Source organism: Pseudoalteromonas spongiae UST010723-006 (assembly GCF_000238255.3).
GTDB classification, from domain to species: Bacteria; Pseudomonadota; Gammaproteobacteria; order Enterobacterales; family Alteromonadaceae; genus Pseudoalteromonas; species Pseudoalteromonas spongiae.
Window position 1 is genome coordinate 532,571 of record NZ_CP011039.1, and the last position, 26,545, is coordinate 559,115.

At 41.0% G+C, this 26,545-nt stretch carries 20 protein-coding genes; 12 read left to right on the plus strand and 8 right to left on the minus strand.

Going from position 1 to position 26,545, the window contains the following annotated elements; genetic code table 11:
- Positions 1-126: 126 nt before the first annotated feature.
- The gene (locus tag PSPO_RS02490) at positions 127-3,420 is read left to right on the plus strand and encodes an ATP-binding protein (RefSeq protein WP_010561019.1); all 3,294 of its coding nucleotides are present in this window, start codon (positions 127-129) and stop codon (positions 3,418-3,420) included.
- Positions 3,421-3,456: 36 nt separating this feature from the next.
- On the opposite strand, the gene PSPO_RS02495 is transcribed toward PSPO_RS02490, so the two are convergent.
- Complete coding sequence (locus PSPO_RS02495) at positions 3,457-4,560, minus strand: tRNA nucleotidyltransferase/poly(A) polymerase-related protein (RefSeq protein WP_040642053.1); 1,104 nt, start codon at positions 4,558-4,560, stop codon at positions 3,457-3,459.
- Between the two features lie 114 nt (positions 4,561-4,674).
- Here PSPO_RS02495 and PSPO_RS02500 point away from each other — a divergent pair, with 114 nt between their 5' ends.
- Both PSPO_RS02500 and PSPO_RS02505 read left to right on the plus strand, forming a co-directional pair.
- Positions 4,675-5,589 carry an ExeA family protein gene (locus PSPO_RS02500; RefSeq protein ID WP_010561017.1) on the plus strand — a complete coding sequence of 305 codons (915 nt, stop codon included), beginning with the start codon at positions 4,675-4,677 and terminating at the stop codon, positions 5,587-5,589.
- An 11-nt stretch (positions 5,590-5,600) separates the two neighbouring features.
- On the plus strand, positions 5,601-6,431 hold the full coding sequence (locus PSPO_RS02505) for a general secretion pathway protein GspB (protein ID WP_010561016.1): 831 nt from the start codon (positions 5,601-5,603) through the stop codon (positions 6,429-6,431).
- Positions 6,432-6,439: 8 nt separating this feature from the next.
- On the opposite strand, the gene PSPO_RS02510 is transcribed toward PSPO_RS02505, so the two are convergent.
- The 3 genes from PSPO_RS02510 to putA form a co-directional block, all read right to left on the minus strand.
- On the minus strand, positions 6,440-7,609 hold the full coding sequence (locus PSPO_RS02510) for an HD-GYP domain-containing protein (protein WP_010561015.1): 1,170 nt from the start codon (positions 7,607-7,609) through the stop codon (positions 6,440-6,442).
- 5 nt (positions 7,610-7,614) lie between these two features.
- On the minus strand, positions 7,615-8,814 hold the full coding sequence (locus tag PSPO_RS02515) for a cyclic di-GMP phosphodiesterase (RefSeq protein ID WP_010561014.1): 1,200 nt from the start codon (positions 8,812-8,814) through the stop codon (positions 7,615-7,617).
- 142 nt (positions 8,815-8,956) lie between these two features.
- A complete protein-coding gene (gene putA / locus PSPO_RS02520; protein WP_010561013.1) occupies positions 8,957-12,757 on the minus strand; it encodes a bifunctional proline dehydrogenase/L-glutamate gamma-semialdehyde dehydrogenase PutA in 3,801 nt (1,266 codons plus the stop codon).
- A gap of 143 nt (positions 12,758-12,900) precedes the next feature.
- On the opposite strand from putA, the gene PSPO_RS02525 reads away from it, so the two are divergent.
- Positions 12,901-13,389, plus strand: a complete 489-nt coding sequence (locus tag PSPO_RS02525) for a winged helix-turn-helix transcriptional regulator (protein WP_010561012.1) — start codon at positions 12,901-12,903, stop codon at positions 13,387-13,389.
- Positions 13,390-13,559: 170 nt separating this feature from the next.
- On the opposite strand, the gene PSPO_RS02530 is transcribed toward PSPO_RS02525, so the two are convergent.
- Complete coding sequence (locus tag PSPO_RS02530) at positions 13,560-14,204, minus strand: TIGR04211 family SH3 domain-containing protein (protein WP_010561011.1); 645 nt, start codon at positions 14,202-14,204, stop codon at positions 13,560-13,562.
- Between the two features lie 370 nt (positions 14,205-14,574).
- Between PSPO_RS02530 and PSPO_RS02535 the strand changes: the two genes are divergently transcribed.
- Positions 14,575-16,095 (plus strand): CYTH and CHAD domain-containing protein, encoded by a 1,521-nt coding sequence (locus PSPO_RS02535; RefSeq protein WP_010561010.1) that lies wholly within the window; start codon positions 14,575-14,577, stop codon positions 16,093-16,095.
- Position 16,096: 1 nt separating this feature from the next.
- Positions 16,097-16,699 (plus strand): START domain-containing protein, encoded by a 603-nt coding sequence (locus PSPO_RS02540; RefSeq protein ID WP_010561009.1) that lies wholly within the window; start codon positions 16,097-16,099, stop codon positions 16,697-16,699.
- A 5-nt stretch (positions 16,700-16,704) separates the two neighbouring features.
- Here PSPO_RS02540 and PSPO_RS02545 read toward each other — a convergent pair whose 3' ends face one another.
- From PSPO_RS02545 to metK, 3 genes are all read right to left on the minus strand, one after another.
- Complete coding sequence (locus PSPO_RS02545) at positions 16,705-17,412, minus strand: hypothetical protein (RefSeq protein ID WP_010561008.1); 708 nt, start codon at positions 17,410-17,412, stop codon at positions 16,705-16,707.
- A 47-nt stretch (positions 17,413-17,459) separates the two neighbouring features.
- Positions 17,460-18,404, minus strand: coding sequence for a hypothetical protein (locus tag PSPO_RS02550; protein ID WP_010561007.1), 945 nt, complete (start codon positions 18,402-18,404; stop codon positions 17,460-17,462).
- A gap of 111 nt (positions 18,405-18,515) precedes the next feature.
- Positions 18,516-19,703, minus strand: a complete 1,188-nt coding sequence (metK, locus tag PSPO_RS02555; RefSeq protein ID WP_010561006.1) for a methionine adenosyltransferase — start codon at positions 19,701-19,703, stop codon at positions 18,516-18,518.
- A 337-nt stretch (positions 19,704-20,040) separates the two neighbouring features.
- Between metK and tkt the strand changes: the two genes are divergently transcribed.
- From tkt to PSPO_RS02585, 6 genes are all read left to right on the plus strand, one after another.
- Positions 20,041-22,032 (plus strand): transketolase, encoded by a 1,992-nt coding sequence (gene tkt / locus PSPO_RS02560; RefSeq protein ID WP_010561005.1) that lies wholly within the window; start codon positions 20,041-20,043, stop codon positions 22,030-22,032.
- A 183-nt stretch (positions 22,033-22,215) separates the two neighbouring features.
- A complete protein-coding gene (locus PSPO_RS02565; RefSeq protein ID WP_010561004.1) occupies positions 22,216-22,848 on the plus strand; it encodes a hypothetical protein in 633 nt (210 codons plus the stop codon).
- Positions 22,849-22,962: 114 nt separating this feature from the next.
- A complete protein-coding gene (locus PSPO_RS02570) occupies positions 22,963-23,166 on the plus strand; it encodes a ParD-like family protein (RefSeq protein ID WP_010561003.1) in 204 nt (67 codons plus the stop codon).
- Positions 23,159-23,947: a type I methionyl aminopeptidase gene (map, locus tag PSPO_RS02575; protein ID WP_010561002.1), complete on the plus strand. Its 789-nt coding sequence runs from the start codon at positions 23,159-23,161 to the stop codon at positions 23,945-23,947. Before PSPO_RS02570 ends, map begins: the two co-directional genes overlap by 8 nt.
- A gap of 339 nt (positions 23,948-24,286) precedes the next feature.
- A complete protein-coding gene (gene epd, locus PSPO_RS02580; RefSeq protein WP_010561001.1) occupies positions 24,287-25,300 on the plus strand; it encodes an erythrose-4-phosphate dehydrogenase in 1,014 nt (337 codons plus the stop codon).
- Between the two features lie 62 nt (positions 25,301-25,362).
- The gene (locus tag PSPO_RS02585) at positions 25,363-26,538 is read left to right on the plus strand and encodes a phosphoglycerate kinase (RefSeq protein ID WP_010561000.1); all 1,176 of its coding nucleotides are present in this window, start codon (positions 25,363-25,365) and stop codon (positions 26,536-26,538) included.
- The last annotated feature ends 7 nt before the right edge of the window (positions 26,539-26,545 follow it).

Here is a 26,545-nt window from a genome sequence, read left to right on the forward strand (position 1 = left end):
CTTTTATTATGGCTAAATGCTCACTCTTAGGAGTTTACTTTTTGCTAAGATAGTAAAATTTTGTCTATATCAAAGCTTTATTTGGTGTAGATAACTTGATAATTTAGTAATGATTTTGTTTGCGTAATGGGTACGGTTGATTTGCGTCTATTATTTGTATTATTTTGCGTTGTTGTTTCACTTCACATGGACGCTACGACCGCTGCTCAAAATGATGGTATTTCGGAGGTAACAGCCACACAAGTTCAACCAGCTGTATGGCAGGAGTTATCATCATTGGTGTTGCCTGTGGGTCAACCTGTGCTCAAAAGGTCGAGCTATGTGAATTTGGATAAAGCTCAGGTTATTCAATGGCAAGCAACAAAAAATAGAGCTATAAAACGAGGAGCTGTTAGGTCAACTGAAGTTACCAAAGCCGCTTTTATCGAGGTTCCACACGCCAACGACATGCCCAGATGGCAAACCGTAAAGCCGATGCAATATGAGCTTAATACGCTTTTTGACATTCGACATTTTTCTATGCGTCAAGGCTTACCAACAGGGGCTATTTACCAGACGTTTCAAGATGAACATGGCGTATTATGGCTAGCGACAAATGGCGAGGGCGTTTGCCAGTATATCTCAAATTCCTTCAGGTGCTTCAAAGAATCACATGGCCTTAATAACAATCGTGTATGGAAAATATCAAATGGGTTGCAGGGGGAGTTATTATTTGCCACGGATAAAGGCGTAAGTAGTTTTGATGGTAAAAAATTTCGTAGTCTTCATATTAACGGCAAACCATTTTTAGAGAAAGTGAATGATATTGCTATATTAAATCAAGCAATATTCTTTATTACTGATAGTGAAATATACCGTTATCAAAATGGTGAAATAGCTACGACCTCTAACGCTATATCTTTGACGGTATTTAACCGTTTGGTTTCATTCAATGACTCAATATGGCTGGCATCAAGTAAGGGCTTGTTTTCGTTATCAAATGGGCAAATTAACCTTTATGAATTTCGCGATGAAGCTTGCAATGGGAATATTACCTCGTTAATAGGTCAGAGCAACTCCGTTATTTTTGCGGTTAAAGGTCAAGGTATTTGCCGCATCGATATAGAAAATAGAAGTGTAAATATACTTTTAGGGGTCACTGTCCCCAATGTGACTTCATTGCTATTTGATGAAAAAAACAGATCTCTTTGGATTGGTGATGACAGTAAAGGAGTTGTTAAAATTCAAAATGATCACGCTCTTCGTCTCAACAATCAAAATGGGATGAATGCTGACCATATTCGAGGCTTGATGAAAGATAGCCAAGGCCATATATGGATTTCCACTTACAGCAATGGCATTAACCGTTTTAAAGAGAGTGGTTTTTCATTATTAAATAAGCGAAGCGGGCTTAGAAATGAACGTGTTAGTGCACTATCAAATATTAATAATCAACTGTGGCTAGGTCAATACGGCGGAGGCATTCAAGTCTTATCCGATGATCAATGGTACGAACCTGAGACACATTTGATGAATCCGTACATTCATAGCATCATGCAAGACCAAGCGGATCGAATATGGGTTGGTACACGGCAAGGTATTATAGTGCTTGGCGAGAATGGCGCGACTCACATTGGCAAAGAGCAAGGTTTAACTGCCGATATCATTCACAAAGTGATCGAGGCTTCGGATGATTGTATTTATATCGCGTCGTCAAAAGGTTTGTACCGAAACTGTAATAATCAATTACAAAGATTAATGCTAGAGCAAGAGCAGTACGTAATTAATGTGCTTGCAGATACCGCAAATCGTATTTGGTTTGTTACCAATGGTGGGGGGACACATTATCTTAATAAAGGTCATGTTTATCGTTTTACTGAGGAAGATGGCTTACCAAGTGATTGGGCTTATAGTTTAGAACAGGACAGCAACTATATTTATCTCGGAACACGAAAAGGTGTTTTTGTACTCAACGAACAACAAGGTAAATGGCAGGGTCAACAGATTAGTACGGAAAACGGTCTCGCTAGTAGCATAGTGTTGGCACTAAAGGCATATAAGGGGTATTTATGGGTAGGCACGGAAGGGGGTAATAATCGTGTCGCTATTAGTTCGTTATTTAACAGCCAAAAAACACCGAAAGTAAACACGTTTGCTTACGATAATGGTTATTTGGCTGTGGATTCAACATTAAATAGCGCTGTAATAGATAAAGAAAATATCTATTGGGGATCTGCCAATGGAGTAATACATTTTAACCCAGAGCAAATCAATTTAAAGTCGCGGTTAGCGAGTCGCATTCTCGAAATTTACTCTCTCAGCGAGCAAAGAGAATATCATTACTTATCTACTATTGAAGAGCAAAATGTTGCCACTAAATTTACACCTGACACGATTCAAATAACAATAAAATATGCGCATAGCGACTGGTCTTCGCCTGAGCGTATCATGTATCAAACACGTTTGATTGGTAGTAGCGATACATGGAGTGAACCTTCAAGGCTAAATCAAATCACGTATAACAATTTGCGTCCTGAAAATTATGAGTTTCAGGTAAGAGCAATAAATGGTGAGCAGATTGGAGACTCAGTTACTTACCGATTCGAGCTATTACCTCCATGGTGGCAAACCTGGTGGGCATATACGTTTTTTCTTTGTGCTTTAACTGTACTTATTTATTTGGTGGTGAAGTGGCAATTTGAAACATTAAGAAAGCAGCAAAGAATTAAAGACCGAGCTGAATTTTCAGAAGCATTACTTGCTCGAAAAAAACAGCTTCTTGCTGAAGTTTCGCATGAAATTAGAACACCATTAAGTGTACTTAAAATGCAAATAGAAGGCCTTGAATACAATATTGTTGATAATAATGAAAAAACATATGAGGTATTACATCGCCGTATTGGTGATATTAATACTTTAATTGCAGATATTGATCAGCTAGCAAATGCAGAACTACAAGAGCTGTCGTTAAATCTAGCAACTATGCTTGCGAAACCTTGGCTCGAAATGTGGTGCAGTGATGCACAAACACGTATCGCCCAAAGTGAAGGAATACACTTTTCCTTTAACATTAATATACCTGAGAGCACAACGCTTGATGCAGATAAAAAACGGCTGACGCAAGTACTTACTAACCTACTATCAAACAGCATTCGATATACACAAACACCTGCAAATATTGAACTTGATGCGAGTATTAAAAAAGGGAACCTTGTTATTACATTATCAGATAGTTCACCGGGAGTGTCTGATAGTGAGCTAACAACAATTTTTAAGCGGATGTATCAATGTGAAAATAATAAGGCTTTGTACAAAGGTGGAACAGGACTTGGCTTAGCCATTTGCCAAGATTTAATCGCACGCCATCAAGGCGAAATACTTGCTGAGCATAGTGTGCTGGGCGGTGTACAAGTCACTATTAAGTTAAAGGTAAGCGACTAATAATTTTATCGCTTACCTTTAAGGCTTTAGCGTATATTATTCAAATATACCACTTACGGCATCTTGCCTAGCTTGCGCCAGCTGTTGTTTGATTTCAGCGCCTTTAAAACCTTGTTTAATGATGGCTTGTACATCGATAGCAATAGCTTTTGTTGCCGCACTTTGCAGTTTACGAGCTAAGGCTGAATGTTCTTCTCCAAGCAAGGCAAAGGTTTCAATAAATAAGTTTAAACGCTCAGGGCGTCGCCAAACATCTGCTTGATTAAAGAGTGCCAGTACCTGTTCTGCAGATATTTGGTTGTGCGTAAAAATAGGCGCAAAGGTGGTAAATAGGCTCAGTGCATCAACATAGGCATTGGGTAAACGCAAATGCTCAGAAAGTGTTTTGACCTCAGTAGGCTGAATCGCTTTTAGCCATAAACAAAAGGCGATAACAAGTTGGCTTTCGCCAGCTTCTTTCGTTAACAAAGTTGCAAGTTCTTGGCTGTAATCAGGTGACCAATGGTTTGCCAGTGGCGGTAAAATAATTGGTAGCGCGTTAATTTCCGCAAGCACATCGGTAAATACATTAATCGCGCCATCGGCAAGAGATTTTTCAATTTCCAACCAAATTCGCTCTTTGGTTAGGGTATTAATTTCACCTTGGGCAACCATTTCTTGCATTAGTAATAATGTCTCGGGCGCGATAGTAAAGCCTAAATAATGGTAGCGAGCAGCAAAGCGTGCAACACGCAAAATGCGCAGTGGATCTTCACAAAATGCGTCGCTTACATGGCGAAGACGCTTTTGCTCTAAATCGGCTTGTCCATTAAAAGGGTCAATAATATTGCCGTTTTCATCTTCAGCCATAGCGTTTACGGTTAGGTCACGGCGAATTAAGTCTTCTTCCAGAGTGACATTTGGCGTAAAGTCGCAAATGAACCCAGTGTAACCTTGCCCTGATTTTCGTTCGGTTCGTGCTAGGGCGTATTCGTCTTTTGTTTCTGGGTGTAAAAATACAGGAAAGTCACTGCCAACTTGCTGGTAGCCAAGCGCTAATAATTCTTCTGGCGTACTACCAACTACCACATAATCTGACTCTTTAATTGGGCGATTTAATAGTTTATCTCTTACTGCGCCGCCAACTAGGTATATTTTCATTGTGTTAGGTTTACACATAATAAATAACGATAATGATTGAAATCCTATCATAATTTGGAATTCGTTGGTGAATTGGTATGATAGGCTGAGTTTTTATTAAGCGTATTGAAGTAAGTGTATTTAGATTTTTTTGGCTTAACGGATCAGCCATTTTCCATCGCACCGAATCCTGACTACCTTTTTTTAAGTGAACGTCATAAAGAAGCATTGGCTCATTTAACCTATGGTTTAGGTGATGCCGGCGGTTTTGTGCTGCTTACAGGTGAGGTCGGAACTGGTAAAACAACGGTAACACGCTGCATGCTCGAAAGCATAGGTGATGAAACTCAAGTGGCGTTTGTGTTAAACCCATCGTTGTCTGAGTTAGAGTTACTTGCGAGTATTTGTGATGAGCTGCGTATTCGTTATAAAAAGTCAGAGGCGACGCTTAAAAATTTGACCGATAAAATCAAAAATCGACTGTTAAAAAACCATAGCCAAGACAAACGCACTATGCTCGTTATTGATGAAGCTCAGCATTTAAGTGGTGCGGTACTTGAACAGTTGCGCTTATTGACTAATTTAGAAACTAATCAGCGCAAATTACTGCAAATTATTCTAGTTGGTCAGCCGGAGCTGCAAACATTGTTAAAACGCAATGAGTTACGGCAATTAGCTCAGCGTATTACCGCTCGTTACCATTTAATGCCACTTAATGAGTCTGAAGTATTTGCGTATATCAAACATCGTTTGCATATTGCAGGCTGCGATACCATGTTGTTTGAAAACTCAGCAATTAAACGTATTCATCAATTAACTGGGGGGATCCCGCGGCTTATCAATTTATTGTGTGAGCGTGCGCTAATGGGGGCGTTTGCCAATAGTCGTAAACAGGTTAATAAAACCATGATAGCAACAGCGGCAACTGAAATATTACCGCTTGAGGCGTCAGTAACGGCCTCATCAGGTGCAAATTATCAGGTGTGGATGTATGCCTGCTTTGCTATAGTCGCTGTATTAACGGGCATTGGTTTGTCGTTTATTTTTTAAAAGAAGTATGTATGTCTTATATTCTTGATGCATTAAAGCAAAATGAAACTTCGAGCCGAGGTGCTGTGCCAATGCAAGGTGATTATCAACAGGAATACCTGTTAAGTAAAAAATTACGTTTTTACCGTAATTTGGCTTTATTTTTAGGCTTTTTACTGACCCTTACATTGGGTTTCTTTATCGGTAAAGGATTGCAGACTCAGCAAACGAAACCTGCGATTGAAGCGGAGGTTTTACAAAACAAGGCAACGCCAAATAACCAAGCTATAATGCCGATTCAGCCGCAAGTGCCAGCAACGTCAGGTACTCAGCAACAAATTCAATACCAACTGGTTCCTGTGCCAGTTTACACTCAGCCGGTGGCTGCAAATGCACAACCTGTTGTAGAACCGACACCAAGTGAAAAATCACAACCTAAAGCAGATGAAAATGCGCAAGGTGAAGCCGATTTATCCGAATATAAAGTGGTTGGCTATCAACAAGAAAAAGAACAGAGAGAGCAAACCAACGCCTTAATTGATGCGTTTAGCGAAGCATTTGAGCAGGCGCAAAATGAACCATTAGAACAGCAAGTGATTTCAGGTTCATCTGCTTCGGCACAAGTGTCACCTATTCAATTATTGCCAGAGGCATTTAGAGCGCGTATTCCTGAAATGCGTTATCAAGCGCATGTATTTGCTTCAGAACCTAGTCGCAGTTGGATTAAGATTAACGACCGAGAACTCAAAGTGGGCGATAACCTTAATGGCGTTTACATTATTGATATTGCGGCAGAACAAACCTTAATGCAGTACGACGGTGTGGAGTTTAGTTTAGCTGCGATGGAAGATTGGCAGTTTTAAAACGGCCATTAAATCCCGTCTTCTGAAATTAAATCAGCTATATCTAAATCATAACGCTGGGCACTTGCCGTGCCTTCAATGCTGTCATCAGATTCCGCTAAATCAATTATGCGCACTGCCAAGTGGTGATTAAACTCGGCGTTGTAAAATACTTTCACCCGAGGTTTTGTTAGTTGCTGTTGATTTTCAACAACGAGTGCAATGCGACCTGAGCATAGCTTAACTAATGTTCCCGCTGGATAAACCCCAATAGCTTGAATAAAAGTTTGCAGTAAATCTGGGTCGTAATGGTTCGGTGAATGCTCCATTAGTTCACGATATGCAGCAGCGCTGCCAACGGCTTTAGTATGGTCAAAGCCACAAACTAAACTGTCGTACATAATGGCGATGCTAAAAATGCGCTGCGCTGAATTGAGTTTATCAAAATCTAATTGGTTCGGATAACCGCTGCCATCAAGTAGCTCATTTTGCTCTGAAATTAAGCGTGAAACATGTTCATCGGGCTGACCACTGACACGCAATAGTTTTTGTAATTGTGAAATATGTTGCTGCTTTTTAACTCTCAACATCGGTGCGAGTTTGTCGTCGGGAAGGCGTAAATTGTCAGGCAGCATTTGGTATCCAACGCGTGAAAGCAACCCTGCAAGCACCATGTGCTCGCTTGCTAACGGCTGGTAGTTTTGATGAATGCAAAACTGTGCCAAGCTTACCGCCACCCGTAGTAAGTGACTGTTGAGCAAAGCGTTAGACATTTTACAACGTACCACTAATGCAACGGCTTCTTTATGCTGTCGCGTCAGTGTTAATACTTGCTGCGCTAAACTTTGTAACCCCGAAATATCAATTGGGGTGTGGGATTTTGCGCGCGCTAATGTATCGTCAATGATTGCATGCGCTCGGTCTTGCCAATCAAGTGCCGCTTCTAATTGACTCTCAATTTTGGCTTTTTTAGTAAACGTTGTTGTTTGTTGTTGAGTGCTTTTTTTAGAACGACTAGGGTCGACAAGTACTTCTATTACGCCTTTTTTCTTTAGTGCTTGCAGTGCAAAGTAATTTCTTACTAAGCCCGTTTGCACTACTTTAACAGCGCCTAATTGTTTAGTTACTTCTTCAACAAAATCGCCCACCTCTAATTTAGTAATGGGCAATTTTATTTTACCGTCTGGTGTGATGCTCATGTATCTTAATCAAAAAAAGCATTGCGGAAGAATTTAATTAAATCAATGCCAAAGTCTTCTGGTTTAATAGATGACTCAAGCTCGTCGTCAATGCGGTTGCTGGCTAAATTGAGGTCTTGTACTTCAGTGTAATGTTGATGTTTTGCACTGTAGAATACTTTAACTGTTGGTTTTAACGGCTGCTCAAAGTTGCTTTGCGATACAATGCCCAGTTTTTGGCTTTTTAATTTTACTAACGTGCCCACAGGGTGAATGCCAATGCATTGAATAAAGCGTGCGACTAATTCGCTATCAAAACTATTTGGGCAGTCACTTCGTATAATTTTAAACGCTTGGATTGGGTTCATCCCGTCTTTATATACTCGTTTTGCAGTTAGTGCGTCATATACATCGACAATTGAGATCATACGTACGTACTGATTTATCTCATCACCTTTTAAGCCAAATGGGTAGCCTTTACCATCTAAGCGCTCATGGTGAAATCCGGCAACTTGAATGGCGATATCACTGAGTTCTGACTCTTCTAAAATCTCTTTGCTGTATAGCGCGTGACGTTTAATTTCGTCAAATTCAGCATCGGTGAGTTTGCCTGGTTTATTTAAAATCGCGTCTGGAACTTTGATTTTGCCAATGTCATGTAACAGCGCACCCGTTGCTAGTTCATGAATAACCTCACGCTCAAACCCCATGTGCTTGGCAAAAATACTCATTAATACCGATACATTAATTGAGTGCTCTAACAAATATGCATCTTTTTCGCGAATGCGGGTCATGCAGGCGAGGGCATCTTGGTTGCGAAAAACCGAATCAATAAAACCGCTAGCAACCTGCTTAAATGGCGCAACGTCAATTTTGCGTCCTGCACGAATATCGTCAAATGCTTTTGATTGCAGTTGTTTCGCTTCGGTATAAAGTTTTTTTGCTTTGTTTGCTTCGCTTGAGAAACTCGCCGTTGCTTTGGTTGGATCAAACTTAGGTGTTTCGATTGCGTTTTCGCTAGAATCGTTATTTTTTTCTGCGTTTAAATCAATGAATTTATCGGGGTCGACAGACACTTCTAAAATACCGGACTTTGCTAATTTATTGATGGCGGTTTGCGTCCTTACCCAGCCTTCTGACTTAACTTTCACACTACCTTGTTGCTTTACAACCCCTTGCACATACATGCCGGGTTTAAGATCAGATATTAAAATGGTTTTTAACATTGGCAGTACATCTTTGAATTTTGATTATCTTTAAAATTAGCAAACATTATGCTGAAAATTAAGCGGAAGATAAAAGAAAAGGGCTGAAGTTTACACTTAGCCCTTTTATTTTGCTTAACAAGCCGGTTTCCCGAGCTTTAGATTAATCTTCGTCAGTTAGCGTCATTAGTGATGTGTTACCACCTGATGCTGTGGTATCAATACTGATGGTTTTTTCAGTAACTAAGCGATTGATTAGTGTGTCGTAATACTGTGCACTGATCACCGGTAAAATAGCACCAGAGCGTGCAGCCAGTTTTTCGTTTACATGTGCTTTACGTTCACAACCACTGCCAATTACAGCGCCTGCAACGTGCGGGTGAGCAAGTGTTGCATTAAACTCAGACAGTTTAGCCACTTGTAAAACGCCCTCAGCAACACCGCATGCTAATAACTTAGCACGGAAAGCTAACGCTTCTTCGTGGAATAGGTCAGACACCACGGTAATTACAGTATTACCCGCTGCAATCGCCGTTACGATAGACAATACCCAGAAGTTAAATGAAGTATCCTTATCTGCGTAGCAAACAACACAGCCGCGCGGCTCTAGGTAAATTGTGTTTGATTCACCAGTTGGGCCTGGTAGCACAGTACCTTTGGCTAAACGCTTTTCAATACGGTCAAGCTGACTACGTGCATCGGCAATTGTTTGTGTTAAATCATCTGCAAGCTTATCCATGATTTCAACTTGTGCGATTTTAGCCAGCATCTGACGACATACTGAAATACGGTCGTTTAAGCTGGTTGCACGCCAAGTTTTTTCATCGCGAATTGAGTTAACCATCATTTGATTAACGCGTTCAACTGCATGGTTGTCATCAACAATTGCTTCGCCATCAAGGTTGATATTGGTAGCTTGAACGTTTTCAGGTGCAGCATTTTCTTTTACTAAACGTGTTAGATAAGTTGGGCCACCTGCTTTAGGGCCTGTACCTGATAGGCCTCGACCACCAAATGGTTGCACACCAACAACGGCACCAATCATATTGCGGTTTACGTAAATATTACCGGCACGTGATTGCTTAGCTAAGTATTCAGCACGTTCTTCGATACGGGTGTGAATACCCATAGTTAAGCCAAAACCAGTGCTGTTTACTTGGTTGATTACGTTATCAATTTCAGTACCTTTGAAACGGATTACGTGTACACATGGACCAAATACTTCTTTCGTTAATACCGATAAATCACTGATCTCGTATAAACGTGGTGCAAAGAAGAAGTGACCGTTTTCATCTTCAGCCGGAATAGGGCATTCAAAATGCAGTGTCGCTTTATCTTTTAAGTATTCAACGTGTTCATTTAGTGCATCAAGTGCTTTTTGGTCGATAACCGGGCCAACATCTGTTGATAGATAAGCTGGGTCGCCAACGTGTAGCTCTTTCATCGCGCCTTTAATCATCTTGATTACTTTGTCTGCGATTTCGTCTTGTACGAATAATACGCGCAGTGCAGAACAGCGCTGACCTGCTGATTGGAACCCAGAAGAAATAACATCGTCAACGACTTGCTCTGGTAGCGCGGTAGAATCAACGATCATACAGTTTTGACCACCCGTTTCGGCAATCAGAGGTACTTGGTCGCCACCACGTTCTGCTAGGGTTTGCGCAATGCGTGTACCTGTTTCAGTTGAACCTGTAAACATAACTGCTTGTACGCGCTCGTCAGGAATAATTACCTGACCTACTTTGCTACCGCGAGCAATAACAGGCTGTACTACGTCTTTTGGTAAGCCAACGTCACGCATTAACTCAATTGCACGAAGTGCAACAAGTGATGTTTGCTCTGCTGGTTTTGCAATGACTGAGTTACCTGTTGCGATTGCCGCTGCTACTTGGCCTAAGAAAATCGCAAGTGGGAAGTTCCACGGGCTAATACATAAAATTACACCACGTGGTGAAAAGCGGCTATCAGCTGCAAGCTCTTCAGCGCGCGCTGCGTAGTAACGACAAAAATCTACAGCTTCACGTACTTCATCAACACCATCTTGCGCTACTTTACCTGCTTCTTTAATACACAATGCAATAAGTTCATCGCGATGACGCTCTAAAATGTCACCAGTGCGACGTAAGATTTCAGCGCGCTCAGCAACTGGCGTTTGAGACCAAGATTGGAAAGCTGATTCAGCTGTATCAACAAGGGCTTTCATTTCAGCTTCGTCTTGGTGACGAATAGAACCAAGCACCTCAGCGTGGTTTGCTGGGTTAATTACCGCCTCGTGACCTTCAGGCACATCTGCATGAGTCATTAGGTTTTCAGCAACCCATTTGTCAATATTCGCTTTGAATGGCGTAATATGGTTAATGTTGGTTAAATCTAAACCTTTAGAGTTTTGACGCTCTTCACCAAATAAGTCTTTTGGTAAAACGATTTGTGGGTTGCGCTTATTGCGAACACGTTGAATTTTTTCAACGGGATCTTCAAGCAGTGATTCTACTGGCTGAGATTCATCAACAATGGCATTTACAAATGATGAGTTAGCGCCGTTTTCCAATAGACGACGTACTAAGTATGCAAGTAAGTCTTCGTGTTGACCTACTGGTGCGTATACACGACATTGAACACGATCTTGCGTTACAACTTGGTCGAATAATGATTCACCCATACCGTGCAAGCGCTGGAATTCAAAGTTTGAATAGTTGCCATCAGCAAGTTCTAAAATAGTGGCTGCTGAGTATGCATTGTGTGTTGCAAACTGCGGGAAAATCACATCTCGTGCTTTCATTAGCTTAATTGCACACGCTTTGTAAGACACGTCAGTTGTCGCTTTACGTGTGAATACTGGGTAATCTTCAAGGCCATCTGCTTGTGTAAGCTTTACTTCAGTATCCCAGTAAGCACCTTTTACAAGGCGAACCATCATTTTACGATTTACACGTCGACAAAGTGCTTCTAACCAGTCGATTACAAAAATAGCACGCTTTTGGTAAGCCTGAACCGCTAAACCAAAACCAGCCCAATTGCCAAGAGCATCATCAGAAAATACCGCTTCAATAATATCTAAAGAGATATCTAAACGGTCAGCTTCTTCGGCATCAACTGTAAAGTTAATGTCGTACTGCTTTGCTGTTAGTGCTAGCTCTTTAAGCTTAGGGACAAGTTCTTCCATTACGCGCTCACGGTGTGTGAACTCATAACGCGGGTGAATAGCTGAAAGTTTTACAGAAATACCAGGGCTTTTTATAGGGCCGCGACCATTGGCTGCTTTACCGATAGCGTGAATTGCCATCATATAGCTATTAAAATAACGTTCAGCATCCGCCATAGTGCGGGCGCCTTCACCTAGCATATCGTAAGAGTATGCGTAGCCTTTTGCTTCTTTATCTTTCGCGCGCTCTACCGCTTCTTCAATGGTAGTACCCATAACAAACTGCTTGCCCATGATCTTCATGGCATATTGCACTGATTTACGAATAGCAGGCTCACCAATACGACCCATAGTGCGCTTTAATAAGCCGAACTGGTCTTCTTTGTTTTTGTCTGCATAGTTAACCATTTTACCTGTTAATAACAGACCCCAGCTTGATGCATTTACAAACAGAGAATCGCTGTTACCTAAGTGAGAGCTCCAGTCGCCGTTTGCTAGCTTATCGCGAATAAGGCTATCTTGAGTTTCTTTATCTGGTACACGTAGCAATGCTTCAGCAAGGCACATTAATACCACGCCTTCTTCAGAAGACAGTGAGTATTCGTTAAGTAGTGCATCAACACCACCTTGACCTTCTTGATCGTTACGAATATTTAATACCATTTGGCGTGCACGTTCCCATGCACGGCTACGTGCGCTAACACCAACTTCTGCAAGTGGCAGAATATGGTCAATAACTTGGTCTTCATCAATACGGTAAAAGTCACGGATCTGCTGGCGGATCGGACATTTGGTAGTTAAATCACCATTGTAAAGCATAAAGAAACCCTCAAAATAAAATAGGTTAAATTTATAAAATAGGGGCGTAGTGTAATTTCTTTTCAGCAGAATGTGCTGGCGTATTTTGGCTATATCCGGTAATTTACAGGGAATTGTTCAAAAGATGCCAAATAATATTCTGTATGACCACCTCTATCAAAACACGAGTGCTCGATCGAATCGATTTAGCAATTTTAGATGTTTTACAAAGAAATGGCCGAATTTCTAACGTAAATTTAGCGAAACAAGTTAATTTAAGTCCAAGCCCGTGCCTTGAAAGGGTTAAAAAGCTTGAAGACGATGGTTATATTGAAGGTTATGGTGCACGTTTAAATGCTACCAAGCTGAAACAAAATGTGGTTGCCCACGTTGAAGTAACATTAAAAGAATCAACCGAAGCCGCATTTGATATTTTCAAACAGCATATTATGCGCATTGGCCAAGTGGTGTCGTGTGATATGGTGGCGGGTGGCTACGATTACCTACTAAAAATACGTGTTGGCGATATGATTGAATACCGTGAAGTACTCGGTAAAATTGTAGATACACCAGGCGTTGGTACCAACCGTACTTACATGGTAATTGAGCATGTTAAGCAAGACGCCGGTTTAACCGTGCAGGTTGAAGAGTAATTCCGAACTTATTAAAAATTACCTGTTTTATTGCTGAGTGGTTTTGCCCTCGTAGCAAGTGACTCACAAATTAATGCAATAGGAATAACGTTTACTCAAACGTTTTTGAGTAAGGGATAACAGATACAAAAAAAGCGCTGGATAAGCGCTTTTTTTATATAGAGTAGATATTACGCCCAACCGTCGTAACGTTTGCGTCGCGATAACACGATTGTGATGATAATCCCCAGTAAAATACCAATAAATGCAATACCGCCGCCATAAATCAATAGCTGCTTTTGCTGTTTTTCACTGGCTTGTTGCTTTTGATTACGTGAGCTTGAAATTTGGGCATTTAGCTTTTCAATTTCAGCATTGAGTTCACGGTTTTTAACTTCCAAATCACTGGCAGTTTGACGCAGTACTGGCATATCACGTTGGCTTGAATTTAGCTCTGCTTGTAAATCAGCTAATTGATTTTTTAGCTTAAGGTTTTGTTGTGCTAAACCCGGGCGCTTGCTGATATTACGTTTATCAATCCAACCTGTACGACCGCGGCTATCTTTTACTTGGCTATAGCCCGTTTCTTTATTTTCATCGAGCAACTGTAATTCGGTACCTGCTTGCACAGAACCAAGAATGCGATAATTTTTGCCTGGACCTGAGTGCATATAAACAAATAGGTTGTCGGTAATATAAGCAGTTGAAGAAGATGCGCTTTCAGTTGTTTGTACTTCCAGTACTTCAGTCGCTGATTCGCCGTTAGTTTGCGTTTCTGCGTGGATAGCTGTGCTTAAACTCGCTAATAAAAGAAATGCAGCAATCGGTTTAAACATTGAGAGGATCCTGTTTTATTGTTGTTGTCCGATAAATTTACCAAGTCGTTTAAACATGTAACTAATTATAGCGCTGGATAAATGAGATACTAACAAGGCGGGATTTGTCTGATGTAGTTATTTTACATCGATAAATTCCAACGCAGTTAGCATGATATTTAGCCCGCTAAAATGACTAGCTATTTAAGTGAATTGGTATTTGAGGCTTCATAGTATGGATTTCACCGCGCAATAGCAAGTCGCGCAGCGCATTCACACAATACTTCATAATTTAGTCGTTGTTTGTAAGTCGATGCACAAAAGGTTGCATTTAGCCCGATATTTGGTTTTACTTAGGCTTTGCTAATAAAATAGGTCAACCCTCCAGCTAATGGATACTGAAATTGAGCTGAAATTTTTAGTTTCAGAACAAGTTATTTCTCAACTGCCAGCACTGATTACCCAGTTTTCAAAAAAAGTCAGTAATAAAGCTTCTCGCAACTTACAAAACGCATACTTTGATACTCCAAGCAGAGAATTAAGAGCGCTAGATATCGGCTTACGCACGCGTTGTGTTGACGGCGAATGTGAGCAAACAATTAAGTTGGCAGGCAAAGTGGTTGGTGGCTTTCATCAACGTCCAGAATACAATGTGCCAATTAATAATTCGCGCCCAAACATTGAGTTATTTGATACCTCAATTTGGCCTGCTGGCATGGAGCCAGGCACTATTAGTGAAAACCTTTTCTCTATTTTTAACACTAACTTTATTCGTCGTACTTGGTTATTAGAAACCGACTCAGGTACTGAAATTGAATTGGTGCTGGATAAAGGTGATATTTCTGCTTCAGGCCAAAGTGTGCCGATTTGTGAAGTGGAAATGGAATTGGTAAGTGGTGATCGCAAAGAGTTATTTGAATTAGCAAATAAGTTAATTAACTGTAGTGAAGTACGTTTAGGTCTATACAGTAAAGCCGCACGTGGCTACCGTTTAGCGGACGATGCGCCGTTAATGGCTGATACATTCCTAGGCTATGTACAGTTAGATGAAAACGCGACACAAGAAGAAGCGCTTGAAAAGTGCCTTCAATACGGCATTGAGTTTGTGCAAAAACACGAGCAATGCTATATCGATTCGCCAAAATTAAAGACACTAAAACGCATTGTTGATGGGGTTAGCCTTATTCGTCATAGCTTTTGGTTGTTTGAACAAGTTGCCGACAAACAAGTTACTAAATCGTTGCGTAAAGAGCTTAAATGGCTATTAGAAACCTTTTCTTGGGTTGAAACGGCGATTCAATTACGAACGTTTACGTCAAAGAAACATGCGTTTTATAAACGCATTTCGGCTGCGCCTGAGCTTGAACAAGTGATTGATAACTTAAAAGCTGAGCAACCGTCGCGCAAGGCGTTAAAGGCAATTTTCCATAGCCCGCGCTACAACCAACTTATTCTAGATTTAACGCGCTTTTTAATTGAAAAGCGTTGGCGTGATGACTGGGGACAAGAACAAATTGTTGCTGCTGGTACGCCTGTAAAAGATATTGCGGCACGTCTTTTTGAAAGCGATTGGCAAGAAATGCAGCATTTATTACCACATGATGTGGTGAGCGCTGAAAGCTACATCGCAAAACGTCAAAAATTACACCGTAATTTACTCAGCGGTTGTTGCTTAGGGCAGCTTTTTGAAGGACCGCTACGCGATGAATTTAGAGGCCCTTGGCTTGATATTATTCATGGTATGGATGAACTGGCGACATACGACTATTTAAAACAGTTGTGTGAAACGCAACAAGAACCCGAACAATTCACCAGTATTTTGGGTTGGTTAAAACAAAAAAATGATGGTTTGCTCGCAGCAATGGAACATAGCCGTCTTGCAAGTCAAAAATTGGAGCCTTACTGGCAATAATATGCGCACTATGCTGTTGCTGCTACTTTTTTGCACTCCGTTGAGTGCATTAGAGTGGCAGCAAGTAAAAATTAAACAAGGAATTGAAGTTTATCAGCAAAAACTGCCCGATGGACTTTTAAAGTTAAAAGCCTACACAGTGACTAGCGGATGCTTAGCAGCGTTTGAAGCACTTTTACTTGATACAGACAATGCTGATAAGTGGTTAAGCAATGTGGACAGTGTCAAAGTGTTAAAGTCACCATCACAAAACGAGCATATCGTTTACACTCAATTTAATGCGCCATGGCCGATTAAAAATCGTGATATGGTGACTTACTCACGTATTTTTAGAACGTCAAATAGACAAATGCAAATTGGCATTCAAGCGGCTAACAACGAATACGCAAAGCGTGATGGGTTCATTCGCATTGAGCATGTAGCTGCCAGTTGGGTAATTACTCAGCGAGACGCAGATACGATTTCTGTTGAGTATCAAGCGATTGCAGATCCTGCAGGAAAAATTCCACATTGGTTAGGTAATTCTGTCGCAAAATCTAACGTATTTAGCACCTTCAAAAAGATGAAAGCGCGCTTGAAGCTTTACCCTTGTAACGCCATTTGACTAGGTTATTTCGCGATATGCATATTGACTGAACCATTAGCCTCTTGTGATTGGCTAGTAGCGAATTTATGTTTGGTAACAAACTCTGATAATTTATGTTGGAACAGGTGTATTGATTCGAAACCATCGGCATACTGATAGTTAATTTGGCAAATACTTTCTCGGCAATCAATCGTTTTTAGTTGCACAAATTCAATAAAATCATGTGTAGTAAAAAAATCTTGAAACACCGCTTCTGTCGTTTCGGCCCAATGATCGTCACGGGTTTGTTGCTCAAACTTAGTTGCTAAATTAAGGGTGTCTACGCCATCACTGAGCAGTAATTCAAGTTGCTGCTGCATTTGTTGCTCGAGCTCCGCGACCTTGTCGCGCAACATGGTTTCAGCATGTTCGCTTACCTCTTTAATCAGCTGTTCATGTTTTTGTGTAGCATGTGTTAATTCGCTTTCTAACCTTTCAACTTCAGCAACCAGCTCAGATTTAGTCAGCGCTTTTAGTGAGTGTTGTATTGATTTGTGCTGTGTGGATAGGGTTTCCGTTAACGGTTCTTTGATGTTATTAAAGCTTGATTCTAGCGGCTCAGATAATGTGTCGTCAGAGCTATCAGATGGTTGTTCTTTACTAATTAATTGACTATCTGAAGGCATTAATGTCGAAATAAGTGCGACGCTAAGGGCGCCAAGCACAAATGCAATTACATGTCCTTTGTTCATATTAAATCCTATGTTTTATCTAATAGCGTTTTTCGTTGCTGAGGTGCTTAGCTAATCATACCACCCGCTAGCGGGTAATGTCCGACGTGATGTGTTGCGAGCTCAGAAAAACCAAGTACATTGGCTGTTTGTTTTTTATCGCTATTAAAGATAATTACATCTGCACTCATTAGCGGACGCGACGGATGGTCTTCCAGCACTTTGTAAACAACATAATCTTGTGAGTCGATGGCTATCAGTTTCAGAGTGTAGGTTAGTTCAGTTTGTGGGTTGGTCACAAGGGATACTAATGATAGCTCATTTGGTGTGTGTTCAAACTCGACCACCAGTAGTTTTTCGGTAAAATTAATCGCTAATTGATTTGTAGTGACTTTTCGTTTTGCTACTTGGTTAATTTTACTAATTGTGCCATTTATCGAATGTTCTGCAAGTGTGAGGATAACGTGCGTATTTTCCTCGATGACAGCAGGGATGACTTGGTCGTTAAAAATGGCAATTTTAAGTTGGCTTGATGCCAAGCTTTCGTCTTCTAATACCCGGATCATCGCTTTTTCTCCATTTTCGCTGAGGCTCAAATAACCAAATTCGAAGGTTTTCATGCGTGCGAAAGTAGGGGCGGTAACGATAAAGGTTTTAGTTATTTGAGTGTCTTTCCAATAATTAAATAAAGATGACTGGGCGAGGGCGATATCGGATTGTTCTAATTTTGTTTGGATTTCATCAAGGTGTGTTAAAAACTGCTTACGCTGCCATGTATTAATGCCCGCAAAATGCATTGCTATTAAATAAGTAATAAATAAACCGGCCTTTAAAAGCAAAGGCGATAGTTGTTGCACACTTGGCAGGTTTATTACAACCAGAGAAACCAACACCAAAACATGTGTAATATAAACAATTGCCGGAGTTGTTAAGTAAGGTTTGGCAAGGCGTACAATTCTTTGTTGGTTAGTATTGTTTGCTATTTCAGGGTAATGCTTGATTGAAAGGTACATAACTTCACCGTGTAGTTTGTTTATCACTTGCTAGTGCGGTTATCATAGCAACTTATTGAATTTTAGGCATAAAAAAAGCGCCAATGGCGCTTTTTCTCGATCAGACGGTTATTATAAACCAGCAGCGGCGCGAAGTGCGTCTGCTTTGTCTGTTTTTTCCCAGCTAAATGCTGTGAATGTATCTTCACCAACCGTCATTTCAAACGGTTCACGACCGAAGTGACCGTATGCTGCAGTCATTTGGTACATTGGGTGAAGTAGGTCTAGCATCTTAGTGATACCGTAAGGACGTAAGTCGAAGTGCTCACGTACTAGCTCAACTAATTTCTCTTCAGAGATTTTACCAGTACCGAATGTGTCGATAGTGATAGACGTTGGCTCAGCAACACCGATAGCGTAAGAAACTTGGATTTCACACTTATCAGCAAGACCAGCTGCAACAATGTTCTTAGCAACATAACGACCTGCGTATGCAGCAGAGCGGTCAACTTTTGATGGATCTTTACCAGAGAAAGCACCACCACCGTGACGAGCCATACCGCCGTAAGTATCTACAATGATTTTACGACCTGTAAGGCCACAGTCACCAACAGGGCCACCGATTACGAAACGGCCAGTTGGGTTAATGAAGTATTTAGTGTCTTCAGTTAAAAGCTCAGCTGGAAGCGTGTGCTTAATAATGTTTTCCATTACTGCGTCAACAAGTGCATCTTGCTCGATGTCTGGGTTGTGCTGAGTAGATAGTACAACTGCATCAATTGCAACAGGCTTACCGTCTTCATATACGAAGGTTACCTGAGATTTTGCATCAGGACGTAACCAAGGAAGAATACCTGATTTACGTGCTTGTGCTTGACGCTCTACAAGTAGGTGCGAGTAATAAAGTGGCGCAGGCATTAATGTTGGTGTTTCGTTAGTTGCGTAACCGAACATTAAACCTTGGTCACCAGCGCCTTGCTCTTCAGGCTTAGTACGGTCAACACCTTGTGCGATTTCAGGTGATTGTTGACCAATAAGGTTCATGATGCCACATGTGTCACCGTCAAAACCTACGTCAGATGATGTGTAACCGATATCTGTGATTACTTTACGTGTGATTGACTCAAGGTCTACCCACGCATCTGTTGAAATTTCACCAGAGATAATTGCAACACCTGTTTTAACCATTGTTTCACAGGCAACACGCGCATGCTTATCTTGTGTGATAATTGCGTCTAAAACCGCATCAGAAATTTGGTCAGCGATTTTATCCGGATGACCCTCAGATACTGACTCAGAAGTAAATAAAGTTCTTGCCATGGTATTTCTACTCACTCACAAAAAATGCGCGTTGCCACAAGGATTTGCGCAGGTTCAATTAAATGGTCGCGTATTCTACCGAATAACGACGCTGCAAACAATAACTTTACGCCTAGACGTCTAAAAAAAATTAAAAGTGAAATTTCTTCACCGTTACTAGGCTGTTTTGTGCATAAAGAAGCTAGATTATAGTCGGTTTTCCATTGCTCCGCGTGTGCTTATAGGTAAGAATAGAGCTGCGTGGGTACATTGACCAATAAGTACTTCCTATTGCCAGTGCTTATTGGTCAATGTATCCAAATTATGACAGCAAACAAATAATGAGGTAGGAAAATCCATGCCGTCACGTAAAGAACTAGCAAATGCTATTCGCGTTCTATCTATGGACGCTGTGCAACAGGCCAAGTCTGGCCACCCAGGTGCCCCTATGGGTATGGCAGACATTGCTGAAGTGCTATGGCGCGACTATTTAAACCATAATCCAGCAAACCCTGATTGGGCTGATCGCGACCGATTTATTCTGTCAAACGGTCACGGCTCAATGCTAATTTATTCTTTACTGCATTTATCTGGCTATGATCTTCCAATTGAGGAAATTAAAAACTTCCGTCAAATGCACTCTAAAACACCGGGTCACCCTGAATACGGTTATGCACCGGGTGTTGAAACAACCACAGGCCCATTAGGTCAAGGTATTACTAACGCGGTTGGTATGGCAGTTGCTGAAAAAGCACTTGCGCACCAGTTTAACCGTGAAGGTCACGATATTGTTGATCACTTTACTTACTGTTTCCTAGGCGATGGTTGCCTTATGGAAGGTATTTCACACGAAGCGTGTTCACTAGCAGGTACATTAGGCCTTGGTAAGCTAGTTGCGTTTTGGGATGACAACGGTATTTCAATCGACGGTGAAGTAGAAGGTTGGTTCACTGACGATACAGCAGCACGTTTTGAATCTTACGGTTGGCATGTTGTGCGTAATGTAGATGGTCACGATAGCGAAGCCATTCGCGCGGCAATCGATGAAGCACGTGCAGAAACGGGCAAGCCAACATTAATCTGTTGTAAAACAGTAATCGGTTACGGTTCACCAAACAAATCAGGTAGCCACGACTGTCACGGTGCACCATTAGGTGATGCTGAAATTGCAGCTGCACGTGAATTTTTAAACTGGGAGCACGGTGCTTTCGATATTCCAGCTGATATTTATGCTGATTGGAATGCAGTTGAAGCGGGTACCGCAAAAGAAGCGTCTTGGGCTGAAAAATTTGATGCGTATAAAGCAGCTTTCCCTGAACTAGCAGCAGAATTTGAACGTCGTCAAAAAGGTGACTTACCAGCAGATTGGGCTGAGAAGTCACAAGCCTATATTGAAGGCCTACAGGCAAACCCTGAAAACCCAGCAACACGTAAAGCATCACAAAATGCACTTAATGCGTTTGGCCCTATCTTACCTGAGTTTATGGGTGGTTCTGCTGACCTTGCAGGTTCAAACCTGACACTTTGGGAAGGTTCAAAAGGCTTAACAGCAAATGACGCATCAGGTAACTACATCTTCTACGGTGTACGTGAATTTGGTATGTCGGCAATTATGAATGGTATTGCGCTGCATAAAGGCTTTATTCCTTACGGTGCGACGTTCTTAATGTTTATGGAATACGCGCGTAACGCAGTACGTATGGCGGCGCTTATGAAGCAGCCTTCAATCTTTGTGTATACGCACGATTCAATCGGTTTAGGCGAAGATGGTCCTACGCACCAACCAGTTGAACAGCTAGCAAGCATGCGTTTAACGCCTAACTTAGTTAACTGGCGCCCATGTGACCAAGTTGAGTCTGCAATTGCATGGCAAGACGCAATTGAGCGTAAAGACGGTCCAACATCACTCGTATTTACCCGCCAAGGCTTACAACAACAAGCACGTACTGCTGAGCAATTAGCTAATGTACGTAAAGGTGGTTATGTATTAAGCTGTGATGGCGCGCCTGAGATTATTCTTATTGCAACAGGTTCTGAAGTTGAACTTTCTATGCAAGCAGCAGCTGAACTTCGCGCTCAAGGTAAAAAAGTACGTGTTGTTTCTATGCCTTCAACTGATTTATTTGACGCACAAGATGCGGCTTATAAAGAATCAGTACTACCAAGTGCAGTAACTAAACGTATCGCGGTAGAAGCGGGCATTGAAGATTACTGGTACAAATACGTTGGTTTAAATGGTGCGGTTGTAGGTATGACAACATTTGGTGAATCTGCGCCTGCAAATGAACTATTTGAACACTTTGGCTTTACGGTAGAGAATATCGTAGCAAAAGCGAATCAACTCGCATAATTGCAAAAAAAGCTATAATAATCAAAAGCGATGCAAATGCATCGCTTTTTTGATCTAGCGCAATAGTTTTACCTTTGATAACGATTCTTAATTAAAAAAACTGATTTAGATCAAATTCCCCCCTGCCTTTATCTTGCTAAAATTTAACCAACTTTTGATAGGTATAATAACGAGGAAAGGGAAATGGTTACCTCTGAACGAAATGCTCCTGAACTTGTTTGCGGTTCAGATCCCGTACAAGCTAATATTACCTCCTTTGCACAGCGCGCACATGAAAAAGCGCTTACTGAACAATTAATTGAACAGAAAAAACTGCTTTTAGAAAAACAGCAGCAGTTTGAGCAATTGCAAAATGATCATGCCATGATTATTAAGCATGTGCAGTTAATTGAGCGTGAGTGGGAAAACTCAAACGCCATGCTTGAAACACTGATGGAACAGTTAACAGACGCAAAGAAAAAACCAAGTGTAGAAGTGACCGCTAAGCTTCAAGATCTTCAGCAACAAGTTGAAGAAGCGAATATGAGTAAATCGGTAATGAAGCATCACTGCCGTGAACTTAATGAGCGTAATGAAGAGCTAAATGCCCTGTTAAAAGAATCAATTCATAGCGTTGATGAACTTAAAACTAAGGCGCAGCAGCAAGGTGATGTAATCAATCAATTACGTGCTGAAAACGTAACGTTAAAGCAGCAAAACATTACCCAAGCTGAACGAATTAAACGCCAAGAAGGCCAATTAAGTGAAGCGCTTCACGGTTATTACAGTGATGTAATGAATAAAAACAAAAAGTTAAGCAAAAATCTGCCAAGATAAACTTTTTATTTGTTACCCAGCCCACAATGGCGCCTTTGGCGCCATTTTTTTATTGATTTTATATATTATGTATACGTAATATATGTAAAGCATATAATCAAACAGTGTGTTGCTATGGGTATCGTTAAAATTTCTGACCAATTACATGATGAAATTCGTCATGCTAGCACCGTGATGGTGCGTTCAATCAACTCTCAAGCCGAGTTTTGGATAAAAGTAGGGCGCCTTGCAGAGCGGAATCCTAATTTAACCTTTGCTGAAATAATGGAGCAAGAGTTACTGCGTCAATGTGATCAGCAAGGTGAGTGCAATGAGTGAAATCATTATTAAAAATCAAACGGAAATTGATTTTATGCGTACTTCCGGCCAATTACTGGCAGACGTATTTTCTGCACTCGATACGTTTATCGCAGTCGGCCAGTCAACGCTAGAAATTAATAATTTTGTTGAAGACTATATTACCAATACGTTAAATGCGCGCCCTGCGAGTAAAGGTCAGTACGGTTTTGCATTTGTGCTTAACCCGTCAATTAATGAAGTGGTTTGTCACGGTGTGCCAAGTAGCACGCAAAAACTAAAAAATGGCGATATTATCAACATCGATATTACCTTAGAGAAAAATGGTTTTATCGCAGATAGCAGTAAAATGTATTGTATCGGTGAAGTATCGCCGCTTGCGAAACGTTTGGTTGAAACGACTTACGAAGCACTTTGGCTGGCCATTAAACAAGTGAAACCAGGCGCTAAATTAGGTGATATTGGTGCGGTAATTCAACATCATGCTGAGCAACACGGATACTCTGTAGTGCGAGAGTTTTGCGGTCATGGTATCGGTAGACAAATGCACGAGGCGCCTGAAGTACTGCATTTTGGCAAAAAGGATACTGGTGTAACGCTACAAGAAGGCATGACATTTACTATTGAACCAATGATTAACCAAGGTACCGCGAAAACTAAAACCAAACGAGACGGTTGGACAGTAGTAACCCGCGATAAAAAGCTATCAGCACAATGGGAGCACACTATTTTAGTCACAAAAGATGGCTTTGAAGTATTAACATTGCGTCAAGAAGAAAAAGAGTTGGTTTTGAAAAACTAAATCTAGGTCTTTAATTTAAGAAAATTTTAAAAGCGTAAATTAGGCTTTTTTGTGTTTTTTATAGCGCGTGTTGAGCGATTAATTGTCGTAATAAATTTAGGGAAACCGGTGTCATTTTTAACAGACAAATTAAAATCACATTTTTCTAAAAATCTTCATGAAACTTGCGAAATTACTGGATCCCTTGATTTACCTAGTAAGTAACCGGTGTCATTATCTTTACTAATCGAAGAATAAAATTTTTTCACTATCGTATTCAAATTCTTTGCTTTAGAATACCCGCCATCAACCCTCTCACCAACTGTGAAAGTGCTCGGCACTGTTAGGAAAAACAACTTAATGGCAATCAAAATTGCAATTAATGGTTTTGGTCGAATCGGACGAAATATCGTAAGAGCTTTATATGAAGCTGGTCGTACTAACGACATTCAAATTGTCGCGATCAATGAATTAGCAGACGCTAAAGGCATCGCGCATTTATTAAAATACGACACTTCTCATGGTCGTTTTAAATTTCCTGTGCAATTACAGCAAGATGCCATCACCGTAAATGGTGATTTAATTCAGTTATTCGCCGAAGAAAACCCAAGTGAATTGCCTTGGGGTTTATTAGATGTCGACGTGGTGCTTGAATGTACTGGTGTCTATCACTCTCGCGAACATGCTGAATTGCATTTAAATGCCGGCGCTAAAAAGGTGTTGTTCTCGCAACCTGCCGATGCCGATATGGATGCCACCATTGTTTTTGGTATTAATGACAATGAATTAAAAGCTGAGCACACTATCGTCTCTAACGGTTCATGTACTACTAACTGTATTGTGCCAGTGATTAAAGTACTTGATGACGCATTTGGTATTGAGTCAGGTGCAATTACTACCATTCACGCATCAATGCATGACCAGCAAGTAATTGATGCCTATCACAGTGATCTTCGTCGTACGCGAGCTGCGAGTCAATCGATTATTCCAGTTGATACAAAATTAGCACGTGGTATCGAGCGCATTCTGCCTAAGTTTAAAAGCCGTTTTGAAGCCATAGCCGTGCGCGTTCCTACCATCAATGTTACCGCTATGGATTTAAGTGTCACACTTAATACCGATGTAACAATTGAAACGGTTAATAAAGTACTTTCAGATGCAGAGCATCAACACTTAGCCGGTATTATCAGTTATACCGAAGAACCACTGGTATCGGTTGATTTTAATCACGATAGTCATTCGTCGATTATCGATGGTACGCAAACCCGTGTAAGCCACAAGCGCTTAGTAAAAATCTTAGCTTGGTGCGATAACGAATGGGGTTTTGCCAACCGTATGCTAGATACTGCCGAAGCGATGGCATTAAAAAGTTAGATTTAGATAACCGTGAGTTTGCCAACAAATTTGCGGTTTTTTTATGTTAAAGGAGAGCTCAAATGTCTGTCATTAAAATGGCTGATTTAGATTTACAAGGTAAGCGCGTGCTTATTCGTGAAGACCTAAACGTTCCAGTAAAAGACGGTAAAGTAACCAGTGATGCGCGTATTCGTGCGTCGTTACCAACCATTAAATTAGCCTTAGAAAAAGGCGCAAAAGTAATGGTTATGTCGCATTTAGGTCGCCCTACAGAAGGCGAATACGATGAAGCATTCTCAATGCAGCCGGTTGTTAACTATTTAAATGACGTATTAGAGCAAACTGTTCGCCTAGAAAAAGACTACCTTGATGGTGTTGACGTTCAAGACAACGAAGTGGTTGTATTTGAAAACGTACGTTTTAATAAAGGCGAGAAAAAAGACGACGAAGCTTTAGCTAAAAAATTAGCTGCACTGTGTGATGTGTATGTAATGGATGCGTTTGGTACAGCGCACCGCGCACAAGCATCTACTCACGGTGTTGGTTTATACGCTGATGTTGCCTGTGCAGGTCCTTTACTTGCGGCTGAACTTGATGCACTTGGTAAAGCACTTGATAACCCAGCGCGCCCACTTGTAGCGATTGTTGGTGGTTCAAAAGTTTCAACGAAACTGACTGTACTTGAGTCGCTTTCAAGTGTTGTTGATCAGTTAGTTTGTGGTGGTGGTATTGCAAATACCTTTATCGCAGCTGCGGGTAATAACGTTGGTAAATCACTTTATGAAGCTGATTTAATTGATGAAGCAAACAAGTTAACTAACGCAGCAAAAGCAGCGGGTGGCGATATTCCAGTACCAACTGATGTAGTAGTGGGTAAAGAGTTTTCAGAAACAGCTGTAGCAACATTAAAGTCAGTTGCAGATGTTGATTCAGACGACATGATTTTTGATATTGGCCCAGATTCAGCGAAGGCACTTGCTGAGATTATCAAAAATGCAGGTACGGTTGTATGGAACGGCCCGGTAGGTGTATTTGAATTTGACCAATTTGGTGAAGGTACCAAAGCACTTGCACATGCGATTGCAGAGTCAAATGCATTCTCAATTGCTGGTGGCGGTGACACCCTTGCAGCAATTGATAAATATGAAGTAGCAGACAAAATTTCATACATTTCAACAGGTGGTGGCGCTTTCTTAGAATTCTTAGAAGGCAAGCAGTTACCAGCTGTAGCAATGTTAGAAGCGCGCGCGAAATAATTTGTGC